Below are 19,990 nucleotides of genomic sequence, written 5' to 3'. Positions count from 1 at the left end.
AGAGATAGCGAAGGCTGACGATCATGACCACAATACAGGAAAAGCTGCTTCTTGCTCCAGCCCACGGCTGGTTTTCACGGCTGGCGCGGGGATTGGCAAGGCACGCGGCGCGGAAACGGGCCTATCTCGACGTCCGGGAACTGCCGCCGCATCTGCAGCGCGACATGGGCTTCCTCGACGGCAATGATCCTTGCGGACGTCGCCAGTAGTGTCGCTCTTTTTATCGGGTGTTCAGATGCGTTTCGACTTCACATGATCGTTTCCGACCGCCAGCGGCTCGGAGATCATGCGCCCGCCAGCAGGGCGGCGGCGGTCCGCTCATCGGTGATGAGGCCGTTGACCAGCCGCCGGTTGACGGCGGCGAAGATGCCCGGCAGCTTGCGGTCGCCCATGGCGAGCGCGATCACCAGCGACTTTTCGCGCGACGGCAGCGGCGCCGACGAGACCCGGTCGTTGGTGATACCGTCGATCATGCGGCCGTCGCGATCGAACACCCAGCCGACGATCTCGGCGACGCCGCCGGCCTTCTGCAGCGCCTTCAATTCACCCTCCGAAATGAAGCCGTCCTCGTAAAGCGGCGCCTTCGGGCCGAGATCGCCGATGCCGACAAAGGTGACGTCGGCCTCGGCCGCAAGCGCCAGCGTCGGCTGGATCATCGGCTGGCTGAGCAGCATCTCGCGCTCCTCGGGCGAGGAGGCGATGACCGGCAAAGGCATCGGAAACGAGCGCGCCTTGACCCTGTCGGCCATGGTGAAGATCACGTTGTAGAAGGCGGCCGAGCCGTCCGGCGAGATGTTGCCGGTCAGCGACACCACCTTGTGCTGCGGGCATTCCATCGGCGGCAGCTGCTCGATCGCCGCCTTCAGTGTGCGGCCGGTGCCGATCGCCATGACGATCGGCGTCGGCGACCGCAGCCGCCGCTCGATCTCGGCCGCCGCCGCCTCGGCGACGCCGATGACGGTGGAGGACGAAGACGGGTCGCTCGGCACCACCTCGACCAGATCAAGCGCAAAGCGCGATTTCAGCCGTGCCGCAAGGTCGAGGCAATTGGCGATCGGATGGTCGACGCGCACCTTGATCAACCCTTCGGAGACCGCGAGCGACACCAGCCGCTGCGCCGTCTGCCGGGAGATGCCAAGCGTGGCGGCGATCTGGTCCTGGGTGTTGCCGGCAACGTAATAGAGCCAGCCGGCGCGCGCCGCGTCGTCCAGCCTGTTGCCGCCGCTATCCTGCCGCGAATTCAAGGTCCTGCCTCCCAGCCCGCCGAGCATAAGAGGCGGAGCACCATAGTTTCGCAGGGAATGGGGTTGTGCGCAATTGCCTATTGTACGAGCAATTGCTTAAGGTCCGGACTTGGTGCTTCGAACGAAATGACGGGGTCGACCTAGTCTCGTCGCAACAGCAAGGCTGTCGAGGTCGCACCAATCTCGGTTCCAAAGCGCGACGTGTTCGATCGGCCTCATGCGACGCGCTTCTTTTTTATGTATGTCGATATCGCAAAACCGCGGCATACTTTTGTGCGACATGCATTAGCGGGTACGCGGCGGTTTATCTCCGGAGCTAAACGCTTTAAGGGATTTTGGAGAATGGAGCCTTGCATGACGCCGAAAGCGGTTTTCTGGGATATGGACGGCACGCTGGTCGACAGCGAACCGCTGCACGAGGCGGCGCTGATTGCGGCGCTGCACAGCGTTGGCATCGCCCCGCCAACCGACCTGCATGAGCGCGTGCTCGGCATCGCCGCATGGCCGGTCTACGAGATGCTGCGCGACGAGTTCGGCCTCGACCTGCCTTTCGACGACTGGATCGTGCGCAAATACGATCACTATCTGCCGATGGCGCAAACGCTGAGGCCACGCAGCGGCGCGATCGAGATTTTCAACGAGCTGCGCAAGCTTGGCGTGGAGCAGGCGGTGGTGTCCAATTCCGACCGGCTGATCGTCGACGCCAATCTGCGCGCGGTCGGCCTTTTCTACCCCGGCATGAAGACCATCAGCCGCAACGACGTGCGCGAAGGCAAGCCGCATCCCGAGCCATTCCTGCGCGCCGCCTGGCTGGCCGGCGTCGATCCCGCCGAGGCCGTAGCGGTCGACGACAGCATGACCGGCGCCACGGCGGGGCTGGCGGCGGGAATGAAGACGGTCTTCTGGCCGGAGGCGCCGATGGAAGGGCCGCCGGGGGCGATTGTCATCAACAGGGCCGAGGAATTGCGGGCCCATCTGGGACTTTAAAGCTTTAACGGGCGCTCAGTTCCGGTAGGCAGGCTCCTGCTCGTCGAGGATCGCCTTCAGTTCGGAAAGGTGGCGCTCGGCCTGACCGGGATAATCTTCCTGTTCCCTTGCCGCTTTCTCGGCGATCTCGTCCGACAATACCCGCAGCGGCCGGCCGGTCCACAGCGCCTTGATGTAGGTTTCGGCGGCGCGCTCGAAATAGAACATGCGGTTGAAGGTGTCGGCGACGCTGTCGCCGATGACCAGCACGCCATGGTTGCCCATCACCATGACCTTGACCTTCGGGTCGACAAGAAGCTGCGAGCAGCGCTCGCCTTCTTCCTCGAAGGCCAGCCCGCCGTAATGCCCGTCGACGACATGGCGGTTGAAGAAGATCGCTGAGTTCTGGTCGACCGGCGGCAACGTCGAGTCGGCGAGCGAGGCAAGCACCGTGGCGTGGATCGAGTGGACATGCATGACGCAGCGTGCATGACGCACATTGCGATGGATGGCGCCATGCAGGCCCCATGCCGTCGGGTCAGGTGCATTCGGGCCGGAGAGCGTGTCGGGATCGTTGGCGTCGATCAGCAGCAGGTCGCTCGCTTTGATGCGCGAGAAATGCACCTGATTGGGATTCATCAGGAATTGCGAGCCATCGTCGTTGACCGCCAGCGAGAAATGATTGGCCACCGCCTCGTGCATGTTGAGCCGCGCCGTCCAGCGGAAGGCGCAAGCGAGATCGACACGTTCTTCATAGAACGGCAGGTTGGTCAGCACTTCCTTCTGCAGGCGCGTGATGCTCATCGTAGACCTCCGTGAAAGAGGCGAGGATGCCGCGCGGCGGGAAGACGCGCAACCGGTTTCGTTTGGTGCAGGCGAACGCGATTGCTATGCTGCCGTACTGGCGGCGGCGCCGACCCTTAGGCCGCCATGCTCGACGATAAAATCGATGACCTCCTGCAGCCCCTTGCCGCGCGACAGGTCGGTGAAGCCGAACGGCCGTTTGCCGCGCATGCGGGCAGCGTCGCGTTCCATGACATCGAGATTGACGTTCACATAGGGCGCAAGGTCGCTCTTGTTGATGACCAGGAAATCGGACCGGGTGATCGCCGGTCCGCCCTTGCGCGGAATCTCCTCGCCCTGGCAAACCGAGATGACATAGAGCGTCAGGTCGGCAAGGTCCGGCGAGAAGGTGGCGGCGAGGTTGTCGCCGCCCGATTCGATGAAGATGATGTCGAGATCCGGGAATTTTTTGGTCATTTCGGCAATCGCCTGCAGATTGATCGAGGCGTCCTCGCGGATGGCGGTGTGCGGGCAGCCGCCGGTCTCGACGCCGATGATGCGATCTTCGGGCAGCGCCTGGAGGCGCGCCAGCATCATGGCGTCCTCCTTGGTGTAGATGTCGTTGGTGACGACGGCGATCGAGAACTCGTCGCGCAGCGCCTTGCAGAGCTTTTCGGTGAGCGTCGTCTTGCCGGAGCCGACCGGACCGCCGATGCCGATGCGAAGAGGGCCGTTCGGGGATATCATGCGGGGAACTCCGTGAAGGCAAGGATGGCGAAGCCGAGGCCGATCAGCAGGCACAGCGGCGAATAATAACGCAGATCGAGCCGCGCGAAAGGTTGCTCGGGAGTCAGCCGGCGCCACCACGGCGTGAAGCCGGCAATGCCGCGCGCCAGGAAAACCAGCGCGATGAGCAGCGACGTGGCGGCAAGCCCGGCCTTGGGAAAGGGCGTGGCAAAGATGCCCTCGAGCGCCATCGGCCACAGTGTCGCCAGGCCGAGGCAGGCGGCAACGGCAAAGCTGGCGAAGGGTGCCGGCATTTCGTCGACGCCATGAAAGCCGATGACGGCGCGGGCGCAGGAGGCAGCATCCATGCCCGGCCAGATGCCGCCAATAGCCCAATAGACATGCAGCGCGGTGATCAGCAGCAGGACCAGCGAGAGGGCGAAAGCGAGGACGATCATGAGCGGAACAGCCGCGAGTACTGGGTCTCGTGCTTCATCGCCGTGATGTCTGAGATAAAAGCGCAGCCGCCGAGATCGTCGAGGGTCGAGTCGGCAGCGCGGGCTGCAGTCGCCAAGGCCAGCGGCTCGAAGGCGGCGAGCAGCGCGGTCGCTCCGGTCTGGCCAACGACACCAAGCCGGATCGCGGCCTGGACGAGGTTGGAAAAGAAGGCCTGCAGGAAGCCGGCCAGCGCATCCCGCAGCATAAATCCGTGGCCGCCGGCGACGGCACCGACGGCGACGCAATAGGCACATTCGGCCGGCAGGCGGTCCAGCACCTGGCACGGCCAGGCCGAGGCCGCCTTCAGGAAGGCGGCGCCCTGCAGCATGGTTTCGGCATGACGCTCGCGCGAGCCGGCTAGGGCCTCGGCGAGCGCAGCGACCTCGACCAGATCGCCGGCTTCGCGCGCCCGGCGCCAGCTTTCGGCAAACAGCACCGCATCGTTCCAGCCGGAACCCATCTCGACCAGCGTTTCCAGCCACGCTGCAAGGTCTTTGCTGTCGGCAACCAGCCCGGCATGCACGGCTTGTTCCAAGCCATGGCTGTAGGAAAAGCCGCCGACCGGGAAGGAAGGCGACAGCCACGCCATCAGCCGCAACAATGCAATGTTGGAAGGCTGGTCAGTCATGGTCATGGTCGTGCGAATGGCTGTGGGAATGCGATTCGCTATGGCTATGAGAATGCGCTTCGGCGTGGCTGTGCGTATGCGCCTCGGCATGAGCATGGCCGTGCCCGCCATGGCCGGAATAAGCGCCGCGCACCGGCTTGAACGGCTCGGAGACGTCGCTCACAATGGCGCCCAATCCCTCCAGCATCGCCTTGATGACATGGTCGCGCAGGATGAGGATGCGCCCAGCTTCGATTGCGGCGGCGAGATGGCGGTTGCCGATGTGCCAGGCAAGCTCGGCCAGATGGACAGGATCGCTGGCCCTGATGTCGTAGAGCGGCTCGTCGGCCGCGATGATCTCGATTTGGCGGCCATCCTCCAGCACCAGCCGGTCACCATGGTTCAACGTCACCGGTTCGGGCAGGTCGACCAGCACCTTGTCGCTACGGGCCGTTTCGATGGCGCGACGGCGCAGATGCCGCTCGTCATGAGCAAGCACTGCGCTGTCATATGGCGTAGTGGTTCCGGCTTCGCCTGCGGCCAGGACGGAGACGGCGCGCGGGAATTTGGTGAAGTCGGTGCGAATATCGAGCTTCATGTAAGACTGCCTTTCGCAAAAAGCCTAGACTATCCGATCATCCGCCCCAATGGGGCTCAGACGATCGTGTCGAAGAGCCGCAGGATGAACGATATCTGATAGACGAGCGCGCCGGCGACAAAGGCGATGTGAAAGCGGCGATCGCGCAGCAGGATCGCAATGACGCAAAGCGCGACGAAAACCGGCGTGCGGATCAGATATTCGGTGCCGAAATGGGCGAAATGCGCCGGCCCTTTCAGCAGCGTGTCGATCACGTCGAGCAGATAGATCGCCGCCAGCAGGCCGAAGAACCAGGCCCGGCGCGAATAGAAGAAATCCTCATAGCTGGTGTAGTCCAGCATCGAATCCGGGAACAGCAGCGCGCAGAGCAGGAACAGCGTGACGGCGTAGAAGATGATGAACAGGTATTTGCCGAAGGTCCAATTCTCGATCTGGAACAGGCCGAACTCCCACCACCAGAAATGCACCAGCATCAGAAGCACCGACGCAACCCAGGCGAGGTGCACGGGATAGAGCCGGTACTGGCCGGGATGCTGGACGATGCGGGCGAGCCCCGACAGCAGCCGTGTGACGCCAAGGCCGATCACCATGCCCAGGACAATGCGGATATGCGGGAAAATGTCGTGGGCGTAAGGGAGTTGCTGGTCCATAGGCCTGGCGCGGCATGTTCTACATCGGTCGTTCTAACGCCTATGGTTCAGAACAGGAAGTAGCGTTGCGCCATCGGCAGTACGGTGGCCGGCTCGCAGGTGAGCAACTCGCCGTCGGCGCGGACCTCGTAGGTTTCGGGGTCGACCTCGACATGCGGCGTGGCGTCGTTGAGCACCATCGAATGCTTGCCGATGCCGCCGCGGGTATTCTCGACCGCCACCATCTGCTTGTCGACGCCGAGCCTGCCGCGCAGGCCGGCGTCGAGCGCGGCTTTCGAAACGAATGTCACCGACGAATTGGTCATCGCCTTGCCATAGGCGCCGAACATCGGCCGATAGTGCATCGGCTGCGGCGTCGGGATCGAGGCGTTGGGATCGCCCATCGGGGCGGCGGCGATCATGCCGCCGATCAGCACCATGTCCGGCTTGACGCCGAAGAACGCCGGATTCCACAGCACGAGATCGGCGCGTTTTCCCACCGCCACCGAGCCAATGTCCTTCGACAGGCCATGCGCGATGGCCGGATTGATGGTGTATTTGGCGATGTAGCGGCGGACGCGGAAATTGTCGTTGTCGCCGGTCTCCTGCGGCAGCGAACCGCGCTGGCGCTTCATCTTGTCGGCGGTCTGCCAGGTGCGGATCGCGACTTCGCCGACGCGGCCCATGGCCTGGCTGTCCGACGAGATGATCGAGAAGGCGCCGATGTCGTGCAGAATGTCTTCGGCGGCGATGGTTTCCTTGCGGATGCGGCTTTCGGCAAAGGCGATATCTTCGGGGATCGACGGCGACAGATGGTGACAGACCATCAGCATGTCGAGGTGTTCGGCCAGCGTGTTGACCGTGTAGGGGCGGGTCGGATTGGTCGAGGACGGAATGACGTTGGGCAGGCCGCAGACCTTGATGATATCAGGTGCGTGGCCGCCGCCGGCGCCTTCGGTGTGGAAGGCATGGATGGTGCGGCCCTTGATCGCCGCCACCGTGTTTTCGACGAAGCCGGACTCGTTCAGCGTGTCGGTGTGGATCATCACCTGCACGTCGTAATCGTCGGCGACCGACAGGCAGCAGTCGATTGCAGCCGGTGTCGTGCCCCAGTCCTCATGCAGCTTCAGCGAGCAGGCGCCGGCGAGCACCATCTCCTCGAGCGCGGCAGGCAGCGACGCGTTGCCCTTGCCCGACAGGCCGATATTCATCGGGAAGGCATCGAAAGACTGGATCATGCGTGCCAGATGCCACGGCCCAGGCGTGCAGGTGGTGGCCAGCGTACCGTGCGCCGGGCCGGTGCCGCCGCCGAGCATGGTGGTGATGCCCGACATCAGCGCTTCCTCGATCTGCTGCGGGCAGATGAAGTGGATATGCGCGTCGAAGCCGCCGGCGGTCAGGATCTTGCCCTCGCCGGCGATGATCTCGGTGCCCGGGCCGATGATGATGGTGACGCCGTCTTGAGTATCCGGATTGCCGGCCTTGCCGATCGCGGCGATACGGCCGTCCCTGAGGCCGATATCTGCCTTGACGATACCGGCGGTGGCATCGACGACCAGCGCATTGGTGATGACGGTGTCGACCGCGCCTTGCGCGCGCGAAACCTGGCTCTGGCCCATGCCATCGCGGATGACCTTGCCGCCGCCGAATTTCACCTCCTCACCGTAAAGGGTGAGATCCTTTTCGACCTCGATGAACAGTTCGGTGTCGGCGAGCCGGACCTTGTCGCCAACGGTCGGGCCGTACATCTGCGCATAGGCGGCGCGGGTGATTTTAGCCATCAGCAATTGCTCCCGAAATACAGCCCGAAAATACCGCTTGTCGAAGCCGGGACCCACATTGCCGCCATCCTATGGTCACGCAATGACCCGCTGAGCGACACTTTCCGATCCCATTTGGCGGTTGAGGTGGGCGGGCCACCCCAAAACGACCATTTGCCAATCGATGGAAAGGAACATCCATGCGCAAAACGACCCTTCTGGCAGCCGCCGCCACGCTGGTGCTCGCAACCGCCGCCAGCGCCCAGCAACAGCCTGCGCAGCAGCCCAGTCCGGCGCCGGCCGCTCCTGCTCCTGCCGCGCCCGGGGCGCAGCCGCAGGCGCCCACCATTCAGGCGATCAATGTCGTCGATATCAAGGATCTGCCGGCGGACACTCAAGCCAAGGTCAACGAGGTGATCGCTAAGCGCAGCGATGCCGATTTGCAGAAGCTGCGCGGCTCGATCGACGCGACACCGGAGGTCAAGTCCGCGCTCGAAGCGAAAGGACTCACCTCGGCGCAGGTGATCGCCGCCAGCATGAGCACCAATGGCGCGCTGACGCTGATCACCAAGAAAGCCAGCTGACGAGGCGAGGCGGCGGGCCGGCGCCCGGTCAGCCCGCCGCATCGCAAAGGGAACCTTCACAGGGGAAGTTACGTTTCGGTCCTGTCGCCCTGACACAAGCCTCGAAAAGGAGCCTGAGAACGAGCGATGGCGATCACCACCTTCTCCGACACCAGATGGCTGCATGGGATTGCTGCGACCGCGTTTCTGGCAGCCAGCATTCCGCACGCCGCGCTGAACGCGCAGAGCCTCGATAGCGCCGAGACCGTCAACCGGATCGTCGGCTCGGAGGTCGGCCAGGAAGAGACCAAGACAAATGCGGAAGCCGGCAAGGTCAGCTCGGCGATCGACCGCACGCGTGAAAACATCGCTGTCGTGCGCAAGACATCCAAGCTCGACAAGGTCGATATCGTGTTTCTTACCGACGCCGCGCGCACCGAAGGCGGCCCGCCGCCGGCGATCGAAAACAAGGTCAGGCAACATCGGGACGACATTGCCGAGCTGCGTAAGGAGATCGAGGCGAACGCATTGCTGTTCAACGCCATCGACTCGCGGAGAGTGCAAACCGAGGACGTTCTGGCGGTGGAATTCGACGATCCGGGAAAGGTCGTCATCTATGCGGCGGCCAAGCCGCCCGGCTGAGCCGAAACTGCTCGACGCCTTCGATCTCACAGCTTGCCCATGATCTTCTGCTGAAATCCGTAGACCTCGCGCTTGCCGCCGAACGGCACCAGGGTAACGTCACGCTCCTGCCCCGGCTCGAAGCGCATGGCGGTGCCGGCAGCGATGTCGAGGCGCATGCCGCGGGCCTGGTCGCGATCGAATCTCAGCCCTTCATTGGTCTCGAAGAAATGATAATGGCTGCCGACCTGGATCGGCCGATCGCCGCTGTTGGCTACCTTCAAGGTGACGGTCGCCAGACCCTTGTTCAGCTCTATCTCGCCGCTTGCCGTGATGATTTCACCTGGGATCATTGCGGCCCTCACAGGACGCCGAAAGCAAGGCCGGCGCCAATCGTGGCACAGGCGGCCCCGGCGACGCGGGCAAGTCCGCGGAAGCGCCAGCCGAGGTTGAAACCGGCAGTGATGCCGACGGCGTGGAGCAGCGCGGTGGCGGCGGCAAAGCCCGCCATGTAGCCGAGCCCACCCGCATTTTCGGGCACCTCGGTGCCGTGGGCATAGCCGTGGAACAACGCGAACAGGCCGATGACGGCGACGCCGGCCGAGACCGGAAGGTCGACGGCGAGCGCAACCAGCAGCCCGAGCACCACGACGGACGCCAATATGGCCGGCTCGACGAAAGCGATCGGCACATGCAGGATGCCGAGCGCGCCGCCGGCCAGCATGACGCCGACGAAAGCCAGCGGCCATGCCCAGATCGCTTTGCCGCCCTTGAGCGCTGCCCACAGGCCGACGGCAATCATCACCGTCATGTGATCGAGGCCGGAGAGCGGGTGGGTGAAGCCGGCGGTGAAGGACGAAACCGTGCCGTCGCCGACATGGGCATAGGTTGGCCCAGCTGCCGCCAGCAGCAGGACCGCCGACAGCGTTGTGCGTTTCATCGTAGCGGGGATCATCGGCGTACCTTCCATCTTCGAGATCATCATGCCTCTCACGCGGCCTTGCGGGCCGGGCCGCAGCCCTCTGCCTTGAGAATGCGCTGGGTCGAGGCCGGATATTTCTTCAGCATCGCTGCCGGACGGATCGGGCGGGCCGAGAAGTTGCCGCCACAATTCGGACAGGCGCCGCCGAGCACGTTTTGGGCGCAGTCCGCGCAGAAGGTGCATTCGAAGGTGCAGATCACCGCATCTGTCGCATCGGGCGGCAGATCCTTGTCGCAGCATTCGCAGTTGGGACGCAGCTCAAGCATTTTCCTCTCCTCGCCTTTGGTGATTATCTGATCGGTTCGTGCACGGTCACCAGCTTGGTGCCGTCGGGAAACGTCGCCTCGACCTGCACATCGTGGATCATTTCGGCAATGCCTTCCATCACCTGCGCCCGGGTCACGACATGGGCGCCGGCCTCCATCAGCTCGGCGACCGCGCGCCCGTCGCGGGCACCCTCGACGACGAAATCGGTGATCAGCGCGATCGCTTCCGGGTGGTTGAGCTTGACGCCGCGTTCGAGCCGCTTGCGGGCCACGATCGCCGCCATGGCGATCAGCAGCTTGTCTTTCTCCCTCGGCGTCAGATTCATGCTTCTTCCTGCAGTGGCATAATCGAAATCAGAGTGACCATAATTTGGGCAGGCCCGCCCGCCCGTTGAGCAATTCGACAAGCGGCACCAGCCGCTTGCGGAGCTGGTAGCCGTCCTCGGCGAACAGCCTCGCAAGAAGCTTGCCAGATTTCCGCACACTCCAGAAACTGACGCCGCCCTGGCCGCCGACCATGCCCCGGGCCGGCTCGAGCAAAGCCTCTGCCCGCGGCGACACCATCAGCAGCGTCGCCACGGCGATGCCGCCACCGGCCACGGCCCTACGGTTCAAGGTGGCCGCAATGTCGGGCCCGATGCGGAACTCCTCGGCATGGACCAGCGCTCCGTCCTGGCGGACGCGCCAGCGGTCGTGGAAATAGCCTTGCGTTGCCCGTTCGCCCATGGCCAGGCGGCCGAAGACAGTAGCCTCCAGGATCAGCGCCTCGGCTCCGGCGGCAAGCTCCACGTCAAGCGTGCGGGCAAAGACCGAGCGGTCGAAGACGATGGTTTCCTGCGGCAGCCAGGCAATGTGGCCGCCTTCGCCGACGGTCAGTTGCACCCGCACTTCGGCGCGATCGGATGCGGCGCGGTAGATTTTCTCGCAGGCCTGCGTTGTTATGGTTGCGGAGGCGCCGGCACCGACATCGACCTGCCAGGCGAGACGGTCGCCACCGGTCAGCCCACCGGCAGTGTTGATCAGGACAGCTTCGAGCGGATCGGCCGAGACTGCCGGCATGCGGATCTTGGCCGAGCCGTCCTGGTACAAGCGCCGAAGACGCGTGCGGCCTCCGTTCCAGTCGCAGCCAAGCCGCGCGACGCCGGCAACGCGCTGGGCCGGCGACACTGAGCTCAAGCTATATGCGATCGTATCCACGACACCAACGTTAAGCACTGCGGCGGCTTTGTCGATATATAGCTTGTTGCTTGACAGCGTTTCGGTTTCTATAGAGGGAGCCACCTTGGTACGGTCACCGGCGCCTGGCGGGGGTAAAAGGCGACGATGACGACGTAATCGAGGACAAAAGGGGCGCTGATCAGTTGGCGTCGGGAAACGACAGAGTTGGGGAAGAAACCGAATGGCTGACCAGCTGGCAAACGATATCATCGCCAAGATCAAGGCTCATGCCGAGCCGGGCGGCGAGGAAATCACCACCAGTACCGAACTGACCGCCCTTGGCATCCATTCGCTGGAACTGACGGAGATCATCTTCGATCTCGAGGAACAGTATGGCATCGAAATCGAGATGAACACGGTCGATGCCTGGAGCAATCTGAAGAATGTCGGCGACATGGTCGAGGCGGTTCGCGCGCTGATCGCGAAAAAAGCCTGACTGAATGCACAAGCGCATCGTCATCACGGGCATCGGCGGGTTATGCGGGCTCGGCACCAATGCACCAGCAATATGGAACGAGATGCGCACCGGCCGTTCAGCAATCGGTGCGATCGTCAATTCCGAGCTGTATGACCTCAAGGTCAGGGTCGGTTGCGAAATCAAAACGCTTCCCGAGCACGGCATCGACCGCAAGCAGGTCGTGTCGATGGACCGCTTCAGCCTTCTGGCGACGATCGCCGCGCGGGAGGCGGCACAGCAGGCGGGATTGAACCCGCACGCGGCCAACACCTATCGGGCGGGCACCATCGTCGGCGTCGGCGTCTGCGGCTGGGAGGCAATCGAAGAGAGCTATCGCGCCATCCTGCTCGAAGGCAAGAACCGCGCCGGCATCTTCACCGTGCCGAAAGTAATGCCGGGCGCTGCCGCCGGCCACGTCAGCATGAATCTTGGTCTACGCGGGCCGGTCTTCGGCATCACCTCTGCCTGCTCGTCATCCAACCACGCCATTGCCTCGGCAGTCGACCAGATCAGGCTCGGCCGTGCCGACGTCATGGTCGCCGGCGGCACCGATGCGCCGCTGGTCTGGGGCATCCTCAAGGGCTGGGAGGCCCTGCGGGTATTGTCGCCGGACACCTGCCGGCCGTTTTCGGCCGATCGCCAAGGCCTTGTGCTCGGCGAGGGTGCGGGCATGGTGGTGCTGGAAACCTATGAGCATGCCATGGCGCGCGGCGCCGCCATCCTTGCCGAAATCGCCGGCGTCGGCCTTTCCGCCGACGCCTCCGACATCGTTGCGCCGACCATCGAAGGGCCGGAGGCGGCGATGCGCTTCTGCCTCGTCGATGCCGGGCTCAATCCGGAAGACGTCGACTATCTCAACGCGCATGGCACCGGCACCAAGGCCAACGACCAGATCGAGACGGCGGCGATCAAGCGTGTCTTCGGCGGCCATGCCTACAAGCTTTCTATCTCCTCGACCAAATCGATGCACGCCCACTGTCTCGGCGCGTCCGGCGCGCTGGAAATGATCGCCTGCGTGATGGCGATCCGCGACGACATCGTGCCGCCGACCGCCAACTATCGGGAAGCCGACGCCGACTGCGATCTCGACATCACGCCGAACGTGGCGCGCGAGCGCGCGGTGCGCACCGCGATCAGCAACAGCTTCGCCTTCGGCGGCACCAATGCGGTGCTGGCGGTCAAGGCCGTCTGACCGCGCCCCTTTCGGGGCCGGTGAAACTTTCCATGCGCATATTGATCGCGCCAAGCGTCGCGCCTAACTCTCTGCGACCCGCCATGACCGCGCCGTTCGGGGCGCCCCCCGACCAGGAGTTTCGATGACCGATCTGTCCGCGTTTCCGATCGCCAGGCGCTGGCCGGCGAGCCACCCCGACCGCATTCAGCTTTATTCGTTTCCGACGCCCAACGGGGTGAAGATATCGATCGCGCTGGAGGAACTTGGCCTGCCGTACGAGCCGCATGCCGTCGACATCGGCAAGAACGAGAGCTGGACCCCGGAATTCCTGTCTTTGAACCCGAACGGCAAGATACCGGCGATGATCGATCCGGACGGCCCGGGCGGCAAACCGATCGGCCTGTTCGAATCCGGCGCCATCCTGCTCTACCTCAGCGACAAGACCGGCAAGCTGGTCCCGGCAGACGCAACGCTGCGTTACGAGACGATCCAGTGGGTGTTCTTCCAGATGGCTTCGATCGGGCCGATGTTCGGCCAAGTCGGTTTCTTCCACAAATTCGCCGGGCGCGAAATCGCCGACAAGCGCCCGCTGGAGCGCTACCGCGATGAATCGCGACGGCTGATCGGCGTCCTCGAAACGAGGCTCAAGGGCCGCAGCTGGATCATGGGCGACGATTACACCATCGCCGACATTTCGATGCTTGGATGGGTGCGCAATCTGATCGGCTTTTATGAGGCACGGGAACTCGTCGGTTTCGACGATTTCCCCAGCGTCGGCGCATGGCTGGAGCGCGGCCTTGCCCGGCCGGCGGTGCAGAGGGGCCTCACCATTCCGGCCAGAGCCTGATCGAAAGCCAGACTGGCCCGGCTATTTTGCCTTGGTCCGGGGTTTCGAGCCCTTGCCGACTACGGAAGCGGCAAGCGAGGCCGCACCTTTGGCGGTCGCAAGCACGGCACCGGCGGCGACGTTGGCCGTCGTTTTGACGGTGCGCATTGCGCTGCCTGCGATCGATCCTCTGCTGCTTGCCGGCTTTTTGGGCTTGGGTGCAGCGGCTTTGGCCGCGGCAGGCACCACCTTCTTCGGCGCCGCCTTGCCAAAGCTGGGCTTTGCCGCGTCCTTGGAGCGGGCCGCTGCCGGGCCGGCGCTGGTTTTCGCTCGCGTTGCTTTTGATCGTGTTGCCCTGCCCTTGGCGGGCGCAGGCTTTCTTGCCATGGTTTCCATCGAACTGTTCCCTCATGCGGCACGATTGCCGTGTCCGGGATAACGGCCTGAAAGTGTTAAGGTTCCGGCCGAACAGTCCTTACAGATCAGGCCTGTTCACCAACCACCAGGTCGGCGGGCCGCCGACGGGCAAGCACGCGATCGATGTTCGGCATGTCGTTGGAAGCAATCCAGGCGCGCGCGTCCTCGTCGGACCGGCCGTGCTCGTGCCATCGCTCCAGCAGTCGGCGCTCGAGGTCGGCGCGCGGCACATCGACAAAGATCGAGAAGTCGAACAGCGGCGCCAGCCGCGTCCATGGCTCTTCGTCGAGCAGCAGATAATTGCCTTCGACCAGGATGAATTTGGTGTCGGCGGCGATGATCGCAGCGGCGGCGCGCGACAGCTCCATGCTGCGGTCGAAGACCGGGATCGCGATATCCGGCTCGCCGGCGCGGATGCGCTTGAGCAGCGTTTCGAAGCCGGCAAAATCAAAGGTTTCCGGGGCACCTTTTCGTTGGCGAAGGCCGCGTCGCTCGAGCACGACATCATCGTAATGGAAGCCATCCATCGGCACGACTTCTGCCGTGCCTTCCGGCAGCAGGTCGTGCAAGCCTGCCGACAATGTCGATTTGCCGGCGCCGGGCGGACCGGCAATGGCAACGATGAAGCGCGGCGCCTTGCCGGCGCGCTTGAAGATGGCAGCAGCAATATGGGCTATCTCTGACATTGGAGCCTTTCTGGCTGAGTGTTTTCGATCTTGGCGACAATTCGCGGGAATTTCAAACCCGAGATTAGTTTCCTCGCTCAGGGATTTTGACCGTCCGTCGGCAAATCGCAAAGCTTTGAGATTGCCCGAAACGATCGTCCCTTTCGTCATCCTGGGGCGGAGCAAGGAGCGAAGCGACGCAGCGCAGACCCCGGGATCGATGCCGTGACATCAGGGCGCCTCAGCGGCGCAGAATTCTGTTCCGCCGCATTCCTCGACGACGGTCGCGGCATGGATCCCAGGGTCTCCGCGACGTCGCTTCGCTCCTGCTCCGCCCTGGGATGACGAAGGTGGGGAGGCGAGCTCTCAAGCTGGGGCCGACCTGCCGATCCGCAGGAAATCGCTGTCGAAGCCAATGTCGCGCACGGCGCCGTCGGCGGCCAGGATGCGCATGCGGCCCGGTAAGCTCGCGACGTCGCGCGGCGGCTCGCCGGATGGCCACGGCAGTGCGCCGATGACATGGCGGAACGAAAAGCTGCGCCCTTCAGAAAGGGCAAACGCGGTCGCCACGCCTTCATGCTTCAGCCAGTTGTCGCCGAGCGATGCGGCATGGCCGACGGCCGTGCGGCCGTCCTCGATGCCGAGCACGCCGCGGTGGCGGCCGCTCCATGGCGCATAATCGCGCCCGCCATTGCTGACCCACAGCATGGTGACCGGCAGTTCGGCTGGGTTCTTCAGCACCAGCACCAGATCGGCTTCCGCCTGGCGCGCCAGCGCGGTCCAGCCCGGCCCGCCATGATCGGCCTCGACCAGCGTCACGAAGTCCTCACGCTGCTGGTCCATGCGATAGCCGGTCAGGTCGATCGTGCCGCCGCCGGCGGCGGGAAAGCGCGTCAGGTCGGCTGTCCGTGCCGGGTAGGCGAGCAAAGAGCGGCCGCGGGCCGGATCGGGCTCCGGCGCCTCGCTCGGCGTCGCGGCAAGGCGCTTCGGCGAGAAGGCCAGCCTGCCGCCGGCCTTCATCCCCGTCATTGGGTGATGGGCGACGGGAATGGCGCCGGCGCCGCCGGAAAAGACGTGCTCCTGATAGAGAAACGGATGATCGTCGCGCAAGGTCAGGATCTTGTCGACGGTCGCGCCCATGACCGGACGCTGCAGACGGAAGACGGCGCGCCAGCCATCGGCCGTTGCTGCGCTGTCGACGACGTCCCAGCGACTATTGGCCGGCCAGCCATGCAAAGGTGCCGCTTCGACGTCGCTGGTCGAGAACGGCGCGCAGAGGAAATCGCCGGACAGGTGGACCGTCCCTTCAGGCAGATCTTTCGGCAGCGTCTCGCGCGGCTCTTCGACCCAGGGTGCTTGATGCAGCGGCTTCAGCCGACGGCCGTCGATCTCGATCGCCATGTCGGCGAGATGGCCGACGGCAAGATCAACCGATACCGAAATCCCCTTTGCCGTAATCGTGACCGTATCCATGTGCGCACCTACCGATTCTGCCAGCCCGATTCTGGCGGCCCGATTCTGCCGGCGCCAGCAAAGCCCACTCGCCGCCCCTTGCGCAAGCGCGGCGGCCGGCAATTCGCATCGGACGGCTTGGCACAGCCGCCACGTTGGCCTGTGGACAGGGCACCATTCCAGGGCGCGACGATATTAACCAAATGGACTGTGCCTTTGCGTTAAGATAGCTTCGCCTCGTCTCAGAAACAGCCTGCCTTCGGAACCGACTTGTCCGCCTTCCGCTTCTTTCCGCTCATCCACAATTTCGTCGCGGTGCTGATGCTGCTGCTGTTTGCGGCCGGCTGTACGACGGTGACGCCCCCTGACAGCGTGCTGGCGGTGCCGGCGCCGCCGCAGAAATATGCCGCGATGGTCATCGATGCCGGCACCGGCAAGACGCTGTTCGAGGTCAATTCGACGGCGCCGCGTTATCCGGCGTCGCTGACCAAGATGATGACGCTGTACCTTCTGTTCGAGGCGCTGGACCAGGGCCGTATCAGCAAGGAGACGCAAATTCCGGTGTCGGACAACGCCGCCCGGCAGCCGCCGACCAAGCTGCGGTTCAGGCGCGGCGAGACCATCGACGTCGATTCGGCGATCCGCGCCATCGTCGTCAAATCGGCCAATGACGTGGCGGTCGCCGTTGCCGAATATCTCGGCGGCAGCGAAGAGGCGTTCGCCGGCATGATGACCGCCAAGGCGCGCCAGATCGGCATGAGCAGCACCGTATTCCGCAACGCCTCGGGCCTGCCGGACGGCGACCAGCACACGAGCGCGCGCGACATGGCGGTGCTCGGCATGGCGCTGCACGCCCGCTTCCCGCAGCATTTCCACTATTTCTCCGAAAGCGACTTCATGTTTCGCGGCAGGCTGGTGCGCGGCCACAACGACATGCTCGGCCGGGTGCGCGGCGTCGACGGCATCAAGACCGGCTACATCCGCGCTTCCGGCTTCAACATCGTTACTTCCTATGATGCGGACGGGCACCGGCTGATCATCGTGGTGATGGGCGCCGACAGCGCGCGCCAGCGCAACGACCATGTCGAGGCGCTGATCCAGCGCAGCCTGTCGACGGCATCGGCGGCAAAGACGCGGCTGCTGTACGCCGAGGAGCAGTGACGGCTGACGTCCGGCGGGCGGCGGATCAGGGCGCTCATCGGGCGACAAACGCAGAACCGCCGTTTTGCGCGACACTGCTGAGATACTTTGCCGGCGGCTTGCCAAGCGCTTTCTTGAACATGGTGATGAAGGCGGTGACCGATTCGTAACCGAGATCGGCCGAAACCTGCTGCACGCTGGCGCCGGAGGCCAGCTCGCTCAATGCGACGATCAAGTGCAATTGCTGGCGCCAGCGCCCGAAGGTCAGCCCTGTCTCCTTTACCACGAGACGTGCGAGACTGCTCTCGCTGAGCGCGACGCGATTGGCCCATTCCGCCAGGGTGCTGCGATCGGCAGGATCGTCCGCCAGTGCCGCCGCAATGCGCCTCAAGCGCGGCTCGGACGAGATCGGCAGATGCAGCTGCTGGACAGGCATGCGCGGCAGCTCATTGAGCAGAATCCTGGCCAGGAGCTCGCCCCTCGCGTCATCGTCCTCACCGCGATCCGCCAACTCGATGATCAGCTCGCGCAGCAACGGCGAGATCGACAGCGTGCAGCACCGGGCCGGCAGTTCGGCAGCTCCCGGCTCGATATAGACGAAGAAAATCCGGGCATTGGCGGTCGCGATATTGCTGTGCTCCATGTCGCCCGGAATCCACACCGCGCAATGCGGCGGCACCATCCACAGCCCGCTGGGGACGCGACATGTGACGCCACCGCCGAGCGCGAAGACGAGTTGCCCTTTGCGGTGGTGGTGGTCCGGCACCTCTGCCCTGGTTTCGGTAACCTCAACGCGCACGGCGATTGCCGAGGCGAGGACATCATCCGGATCGAAAGGCCAGGGGTAGCGGAGAGGCTGTCTCATATTGACTGATTTTAGCGATCAACTGCCAAGATATCTAAATTACTCAAACGGGAAAGTCGATAGTTTAGGGCCTTGAGTAACTCAGAAGACGGCAGGGCGGGCTTTCAGTGCCCTGCTTGCGTTCTGAACGTCGGACCAACAGGCCCGGCGCACGAAACAGGCTGGCGTCGGCCAGGCAGCAGGAAGGTACGAACCATGCTCGGCTTAATCACATCTTCCGATAGCGCCACCGGGCTGAAGCTCGCCGAGCTTGGTGAGCCCGAGCCCGCTTCGCACGAGGCGCTGGTCTCGGTCCGGGCAGTCTCGCTGAATCGCGGCGAACTGCGCCTGCTCAACATCCGCCCCGACGGCTGGGTGCCTGGCCAGGACGTCGCCGGAATTATCGAGCGCCCCGCGGCCGACGGCTCCGGGCCGGCCGGCGGCGCCCGGGTAGCGGCTTTGGTCGACGAGGCCGGGTGGGCCGAACGCGTCGCCGTTCCAACCGACCATCTCGCCGTCCTGCCGGACGATGCCAGCTTCGTCTCCGCCGCCACTGTTCCGGTTGCGGGCACGACCGCGCTGCGGACCCTGCGCCTCGGCGGCGACCTGGCTGGCCAGCGGGTCCTGATTACTGGCGCAAGCGGCGCGGTCGGCCGTTTCCAGATCCAGATCGCCCGCCAGCAGGGCGCGTCGGTGGTCGCGGTCGCCGCCGCCCGGCATGCCGCGGATCTCCGCGGCCTCGGAGCCGAGCAGGTCGTTGAAACGATCGAGCTCGCCGAAGGACTGTTCTCGCTGATTACCGAATCGGTCGGCGGCGATAGCCTCGCCCACGCGATCGAACGGGTGGCGCCCGGCGGGACCATCGTCATGTTCGGTTCGAGCAGCGGCGAACTCACGCCGATCGGCTTCCGCCAGTTCGTTCCGGGTCACGAAGGCGCGCGGCTGCAGACCTTCGCCTACTACGCTTCCGGTCCGGAGGTTGGCGCCGACATCGGCTCGCTGCTCGCGCTGATCGCAGCCGGCCGGCTAGAAACGCGTGTGGTCCTGACCGTGCCGTGGCGGGACGTCGGCCAGGCCCTGGACGCGCTGCGACAGCGCAGCATCAGCGGCAAGGCCGTGCTTACCATGATGCAATGAGCAGGCGGCGACCGCCGGACGGGACAGGTATCTATCCCAGGGGCCGCTACGGCAACGTGAGTCCGTCCGCGATTGCCCGTTGAAGCCCGGCCCGGCTTCCGCTAAGAAGCCGTGGCTGGCCAGTTTACCGGCTGGTTCGTTTTCCGGATCGCCGATCCTGAAGGCACCCGTAGCTCAGCTGGATAGAGCGCTGCCCTCCGAAGGCAGAGGTCACAGGTTCGAATCCTGTCGGGTGCGCCAATAATCAATGATTTAGCCGAGTTATTAATGATCTCCATTGGGCGGCAAACGCATCAACAAGTCACCAACAATTAGAGCGCTGCTTCGCGTTTTCGCGGGTTTTCGGCGCGGTCCACCTGCCAGATCTGCCATTGGCCGAAATAGCCGCATTGGCGGATCTGGATCGGAGAGAAAGCT

Annotated in this window: 26 protein-coding genes and 1 tRNA gene; 10 read left to right on the top strand and 17 right to left on the bottom strand. The window is 64.2% G+C overall.

What is annotated here, in order from left to right; all coding sequences use genetic code 11:
• Positions 1-23 precede the first annotated feature (23 nt).
• The gene (locus NKH43_RS17055) at positions 24-209 is read left to right on the top strand and encodes a hypothetical protein (protein ID WP_292662415.1); all 186 of its coding nucleotides are present in this window, start codon (positions 24-26) and stop codon (positions 207-209) included.
• 75 nt (positions 210-284) lie between these two features.
• Here the strand turns inward: NKH43_RS17055 and NKH43_RS17050 are convergent, their stop codons facing one another.
• Positions 285-1,244, bottom strand: a complete 960-nt coding sequence (locus tag NKH43_RS17050) for a sugar-binding transcriptional regulator (RefSeq protein ID WP_352716338.1) — start codon at positions 1,242-1,244, stop codon at positions 285-287.
• Between the two features lie 354 nt (positions 1,245-1,598).
• Between NKH43_RS17050 and NKH43_RS17045 the strand changes: the two genes are divergently transcribed.
• Positions 1,599-2,231 (top strand): HAD family hydrolase, encoded by a 633-nt coding sequence (locus NKH43_RS17045; protein ID WP_352859126.1) that lies wholly within the window; start codon positions 1,599-1,601, stop codon positions 2,229-2,231.
• A 15-nt stretch (positions 2,232-2,246) separates the two neighbouring features.
• Here NKH43_RS17045 and NKH43_RS17040 read toward each other — a convergent pair whose 3' ends face one another.
• From NKH43_RS17040 to ureC, 7 genes are all read right to left on the bottom strand, one after another.
• Positions 2,247-3,014: a class II aldolase and adducin N-terminal domain-containing protein gene (locus NKH43_RS17040; protein WP_352481507.1), complete on the bottom strand. Its 768-nt coding sequence runs from the start codon at positions 3,012-3,014 to the stop codon at positions 2,247-2,249.
• An 84-nt stretch (positions 3,015-3,098) separates the two neighbouring features.
• Positions 3,099-3,740, bottom strand: coding sequence for an urease accessory protein UreG (gene ureG, locus NKH43_RS17035; protein ID WP_352481506.1), 642 nt, complete (start codon positions 3,738-3,740; stop codon positions 3,099-3,101).
• Positions 3,737-4,177 (bottom strand): DUF3995 domain-containing protein, encoded by a 441-nt coding sequence (locus NKH43_RS17030; protein ID WP_352481505.1) that lies wholly within the window; start codon positions 4,175-4,177, stop codon positions 3,737-3,739. The genes ureG and NKH43_RS17030 overlap by 4 nt, the downstream gene beginning before the upstream one ends.
• Entirely contained in the window at positions 4,174-4,845 is a 672-nt protein-coding gene (locus tag NKH43_RS17025; RefSeq protein ID WP_352859123.1) for an urease accessory protein UreF, read from the bottom strand. Before NKH43_RS17025 ends, NKH43_RS17030 begins: the two co-directional genes overlap by 4 nt.
• Positions 4,838-5,422 (bottom strand): urease accessory protein UreE, encoded by a 585-nt coding sequence (locus NKH43_RS17020; RefSeq protein ID WP_352859121.1) that lies wholly within the window; start codon positions 5,420-5,422, stop codon positions 4,838-4,840. Before NKH43_RS17020 ends, NKH43_RS17025 begins: the two co-directional genes overlap by 8 nt.
• Positions 5,423-5,478: 56 nt before the next feature.
• The gene (locus NKH43_RS17015; protein WP_352859119.1) at positions 5,479-6,072 is read right to left on the bottom strand and encodes a hypothetical protein; all 594 of its coding nucleotides are present in this window, start codon (positions 6,070-6,072) and stop codon (positions 5,479-5,481) included.
• Between the two features lie 47 nt (positions 6,073-6,119).
• Positions 6,120-7,832, bottom strand: a complete 1,713-nt coding sequence (ureC, locus tag NKH43_RS17010) for an urease subunit alpha (protein WP_502906485.1) — start codon at positions 7,830-7,832, stop codon at positions 6,120-6,122.
• Between the two features lie 179 nt (positions 7,833-8,011).
• Here ureC and NKH43_RS17005 point away from each other — a divergent pair, with 179 nt between their 5' ends.
• Positions 8,012-8,395, top strand: coding sequence for a hypothetical protein (locus NKH43_RS17005; RefSeq protein WP_023722543.1), 384 nt, complete (start codon positions 8,012-8,014; stop codon positions 8,393-8,395).
• 126 nt (positions 8,396-8,521) lie between these two features.
• Positions 8,522-9,016: a hypothetical protein gene (locus tag NKH43_RS17000; RefSeq protein WP_023722544.1), complete on the top strand. Its 495-nt coding sequence runs from the start codon at positions 8,522-8,524 to the stop codon at positions 9,014-9,016.
• A 26-nt stretch (positions 9,017-9,042) separates the two neighbouring features.
• Here the strand turns inward: NKH43_RS17000 and NKH43_RS16995 are convergent, their stop codons facing one another.
• From NKH43_RS16995 to NKH43_RS16975, 5 genes are read right to left on the bottom strand one after another with little or no spacing between them, the layout of a single operon-like run.
• Positions 9,043-9,348 carry an urease subunit beta gene (locus NKH43_RS16995; protein ID WP_023722545.1) on the bottom strand — a complete coding sequence of 102 codons (306 nt, stop codon included), beginning with the start codon at positions 9,346-9,348 and terminating at the stop codon, positions 9,043-9,045.
• A gap of 8 nt (positions 9,349-9,356) precedes the next feature.
• A complete protein-coding gene (locus NKH43_RS16990; RefSeq protein ID WP_352859152.1) occupies positions 9,357-9,950 on the bottom strand; it encodes a HupE/UreJ family protein in 594 nt (197 codons plus the stop codon).
• A gap of 35 nt (positions 9,951-9,985) precedes the next feature.
• The gene (locus NKH43_RS16985; protein WP_023722547.1) at positions 9,986-10,243 is read right to left on the bottom strand and encodes a DUF1272 domain-containing protein; all 258 of its coding nucleotides are present in this window, start codon (positions 10,241-10,243) and stop codon (positions 9,986-9,988) included.
• A gap of 23 nt (positions 10,244-10,266) precedes the next feature.
• The gene (locus NKH43_RS16980) at positions 10,267-10,569 is read right to left on the bottom strand and encodes an urease subunit gamma (RefSeq protein ID WP_023677011.1); all 303 of its coding nucleotides are present in this window, start codon (positions 10,567-10,569) and stop codon (positions 10,267-10,269) included.
• A gap of 28 nt (positions 10,570-10,597) precedes the next feature.
• Positions 10,598-11,431, bottom strand: coding sequence for an urease accessory protein UreD (locus tag NKH43_RS16975; protein WP_502906486.1), 834 nt, complete (start codon positions 11,429-11,431; stop codon positions 10,598-10,600).
• 211 nt (positions 11,432-11,642) lie between these two features.
• Here NKH43_RS16975 and NKH43_RS16970 point away from each other — a divergent pair, with 211 nt between their 5' ends.
• The 3 genes from NKH43_RS16970 to NKH43_RS16960 all read left to right on the top strand — a co-directional run bounded on the left by NKH43_RS16970 (position 11,643) and on the right by NKH43_RS16960 (position 13,939).
• Positions 11,643-11,897 (top strand): acyl carrier protein, encoded by a 255-nt coding sequence (locus NKH43_RS16970; RefSeq protein WP_352859117.1) that lies wholly within the window; start codon positions 11,643-11,645, stop codon positions 11,895-11,897.
• 4 nt (positions 11,898-11,901) lie between these two features.
• On the top strand, positions 11,902-13,110 hold the full coding sequence (locus NKH43_RS16965; RefSeq protein ID WP_352859116.1) for a beta-ketoacyl-[acyl-carrier-protein] synthase family protein: 1,209 nt from the start codon (positions 11,902-11,904) through the stop codon (positions 13,108-13,110).
• 124 nt (positions 13,111-13,234) lie between these two features.
• On the top strand, positions 13,235-13,939 hold the full coding sequence (locus NKH43_RS16960) for a glutathione S-transferase family protein (protein ID WP_352859115.1): 705 nt from the start codon (positions 13,235-13,237) through the stop codon (positions 13,937-13,939).
• Positions 13,940-13,960: 21 nt separating this feature from the next.
• Here NKH43_RS16960 and NKH43_RS16955 read toward each other — a convergent pair whose 3' ends face one another.
• From NKH43_RS16955 to NKH43_RS16945, 3 genes are all read right to left on the bottom strand, one after another.
• Positions 13,961-14,314, bottom strand: a complete 354-nt coding sequence (locus NKH43_RS16955; RefSeq protein WP_352859114.1) for a hypothetical protein — start codon at positions 14,312-14,314, stop codon at positions 13,961-13,963.
• An 86-nt stretch (positions 14,315-14,400) separates the two neighbouring features.
• Positions 14,401-15,021, bottom strand: coding sequence for a nucleoside triphosphate hydrolase (locus tag NKH43_RS16950; protein ID WP_352495059.1), 621 nt, complete (start codon positions 15,019-15,021; stop codon positions 14,401-14,403).
• Positions 15,022-15,366: 345 nt separating this feature from the next.
• Positions 15,367-16,473, bottom strand: a complete 1,107-nt coding sequence (locus tag NKH43_RS16945) for a hypothetical protein (protein WP_352859113.1) — start codon at positions 16,471-16,473, stop codon at positions 15,367-15,369.
• Positions 16,474-16,722: 249 nt separating this feature from the next.
• On the opposite strand from NKH43_RS16945, the gene NKH43_RS16940 reads away from it, so the two are divergent.
• Complete coding sequence (locus tag NKH43_RS16940; protein WP_352859112.1) at positions 16,723-17,613, top strand: D-alanyl-D-alanine carboxypeptidase family protein; 891 nt, start codon at positions 16,723-16,725, stop codon at positions 17,611-17,613.
• Positions 17,614-17,647: 34 nt separating this feature from the next.
• Here the strand turns inward: NKH43_RS16940 and NKH43_RS16935 are convergent, their stop codons facing one another.
• Positions 17,648-18,457, bottom strand: coding sequence for an AraC family transcriptional regulator (locus NKH43_RS16935; RefSeq protein ID WP_352859111.1), 810 nt, complete (start codon positions 18,455-18,457; stop codon positions 17,648-17,650).
• 195 nt (positions 18,458-18,652) lie between these two features.
• Between NKH43_RS16935 and NKH43_RS16930 the strand changes: the two genes are divergently transcribed.
• Positions 18,653-19,573, top strand: a complete 921-nt coding sequence (locus NKH43_RS16930; RefSeq protein ID WP_352859109.1) for a zinc-binding dehydrogenase — start codon at positions 18,653-18,655, stop codon at positions 19,571-19,573.
• A gap of 163 nt (positions 19,574-19,736) precedes the next feature.
• Positions 19,737-19,813: transfer RNA gene (locus NKH43_RS16925), tRNA-Arg, on the top strand.
• The last annotated feature ends 177 nt before the right edge of the window (positions 19,814-19,990 follow it).

It is taken from the genome of Mesorhizobium sp. M1163 (genome assembly GCF_040318415.1).
Classification (GTDB): Bacteria; Pseudomonadota; Alphaproteobacteria; order Rhizobiales; family Rhizobiaceae; genus Mesorhizobium.
Note: the sequence above shows the minus strand (reverse complement) of the source record. Positions and strands in the feature narration are given on the sequence as shown.